This is a genomic window from Bartonella sp. AA1HLJMS, assembly GCF_042197445.1.
Classification (GTDB): Bacteria; Pseudomonadota; Alphaproteobacteria; order Rhizobiales; family Rhizobiaceae; genus Bartonella.
In genome coordinates this window covers 1-1735 of record NZ_JBHIRW010000151.1, presented here as the reverse complement: position 1 = coordinate 1735, position 1735 = coordinate 1, and the positions used below count along the sequence as shown (strand labels likewise).

Genomic DNA, 1735 nt, shown 5'->3' with positions numbered 1-1735 from the left:
TTCAGATTTTGGACAAATCTTCTGTCTGTTCCATTCTTGTTTTGTAAAAACAAAATCCACGCCTTCTTTTAGATCAAACTTTTCAACACAATCGTTAAACCAAGTGGAAAAATCTTGTTTCAAATGTAAGTGCCTATGCATTACATGGGCTTTGACCATTTTGGCATAACCAATTTTGTTGTCTACCTCGTTTTCAGGGAAGAGATACCCTGTGCTATCTTTATTAGTTTCATGTGTGTTCATAAGTTTACTCTAATCAATTATTGATGGGAAAAAGGGAGGCGCTTTTAAAAGCGCCCTTTAGAATTTTTAAAGCACATCACATAGGCGCAAACGGTGTTGCTTTTCATAGCTACCGAACATTTCATCTTCATATTTTAGCTGTGCTATTTCGTCTAAAAAAGCATGGTAGGCATCACTTTCACTGACAAAGTAATAAACCTTACTATCCTCATCAAGGCGGTCGATATTTTCTGTTACATATGCTTCTGCGATCTCTTCAGAAATGCTTTCGCAACTCTTCTCAGAAGTGTTCACGCGAAAAATTTCCATTGGTTCATCAAAACAATTATCAACAATATCTAGAATTTGTTTTTCATCCAGTGGACCAGATTGTGTAATGTGCTCATCACTATCACAGACAATTAATAAAATTTCATTGGATTTAATAAGAATTGGCTTATCCATAATTTCCCCTCCCCAACGCCTCTTGGCAATTGTTTGTTTGCGGTTTATGGGATATATATTTCATTTTTAATGAAAAATGTCAATAATAAATTTCATAAAATATGAAATATTTATATACGGAGGCTAATAGTGGATGAAGAAATGCTAAAAAAACTTTGGAATTATGGGGATAAAAAGGTGATAGCTGCTATTATTTTTTGTCTGATTGGCCAGAATTCTGAAGAATCGTTAAAACAGCTTGCTGAACTTCAGGCTTTGCTTGATAAAAAAGACTAACAAATTGCCCAGATCCTTCGATTAAAAAAGGGGGTACCTCACCAATAAAATTAATAATTTTTATTAATTCATCTGCTTTTATCGAGCGGTTTGTACCTGAATTATTTAATATACTGGTGAGAGTGGAAGGTAATACACCTAAATGCTCCGCCAGCATTTTTTTGCTGCCGTGTCCTTTTTTTACTAATTGCTCTTTAAGCCATAATCTTAATTGTTCACGTTCCATAAAATTAGATTCTTTCAGATTGAGTGAAAAATCAATTCAATAAATTCTGAATTTTTACCCTTGATAAAATTCAGAATTTATGAAATTATATTATTATGAAACAAGAACCTGCATATACACTTATAAAATATTTAGGAGGAGTTGCAAAGGTTGCACACATCTTACATAAATGTAAAGGTGCTGTTTATCGTATAACCTACTCCAAGAAGAAAGGCGGTGCCGACGGGTTGTTTCCTTCAACTTATCAGGCACAACTGCTCACTTATGCTCAACGGCACAACATTGATTTGCGTCCAGAAGATTTTTTCTATCCTAAGCGTTTACAAGGTTTGATGGAAGAAGAAGCATCTTCTCCACCGTCTGCTTTTGTTGATTGTTCTTCTGCTCGTGTGAAGCCATGCAAACAACGCAGCGTATTACAACAACACGATTCACACTCTTAAAGAAGAAAGATCAGAGATGATAGATATCCCACATATCACTATAAGCAAGGTCAAGTTGATTAATCTTGTTAATAAGATTGGACGTGAAGACATATATTATGGT

General features: G+C 34.6%; 4 protein-coding genes. 1 reads left to right on the top strand and 3 read right to left on the bottom strand.

Going from position 1 to position 1735, the window contains the following annotated elements:
* From ACFIQE_RS10120 to ACFIQE_RS10110, 3 genes are all read right to left on the bottom strand, one after another.
* The coding region (locus ACFIQE_RS10120; RefSeq protein WP_375707672.1) for an antA/AntB antirepressor family protein at nt 1-243 on the bottom strand (243 nt) is incomplete at its 3' end.
* 66 nt (nt 244-309) lie between these two features.
* A complete protein-coding gene (locus ACFIQE_RS10115) occupies nt 310-687 on the bottom strand; it encodes a hypothetical protein (protein ID WP_375707671.1) in 378 nt (125 codons plus the stop codon).
* A gap of 190 nt (nt 688-877) precedes the next feature.
* Nucleotides 878-1189 carry an XRE family transcriptional regulator gene (locus ACFIQE_RS10110; RefSeq protein WP_375707670.1) on the bottom strand — a complete coding sequence of 104 codons (312 nt, stop codon included), beginning with the start codon at nt 1187-1189 and terminating at the stop codon, nt 878-880.
* Nucleotides 1190-1284: 95 nt separating this feature from the next.
* Here ACFIQE_RS10110 and ACFIQE_RS10105 point away from each other — a divergent pair, with 95 nt between their 5' ends.
* The gene (locus tag ACFIQE_RS10105) at nt 1285-1632 is read left to right on the top strand and encodes a hypothetical protein (RefSeq protein WP_375707669.1); all 348 of its coding nucleotides are present in this window, start codon (nt 1285-1287) and stop codon (nt 1630-1632) included.
* Nucleotides 1633-1735: the final 103 nt, after the last annotated feature.

Bases quoted from the DNA above. Each gene is read 5' to 3' on its own strand.
- ACFIQE_RS10105 (WP_375707669.1), top strand. From the start codon at position 1,285: ATGAAACAAGAACCTGCATATACACTTATAAAATATTTAGGAGGAGTT.
- ACFIQE_RS10110 (WP_375707670.1), bottom strand. From the start codon at position 1,189: ATGGAACGTGAACAATTAAGATTATGGCTTAAAGAGCAATTAGTAAAA.
- ACFIQE_RS10115 (WP_375707671.1), bottom strand. From the start codon at position 687: ATGGATAAGCCAATTCTTATTAAATCCAATGAAATTTTATTAATTGTC.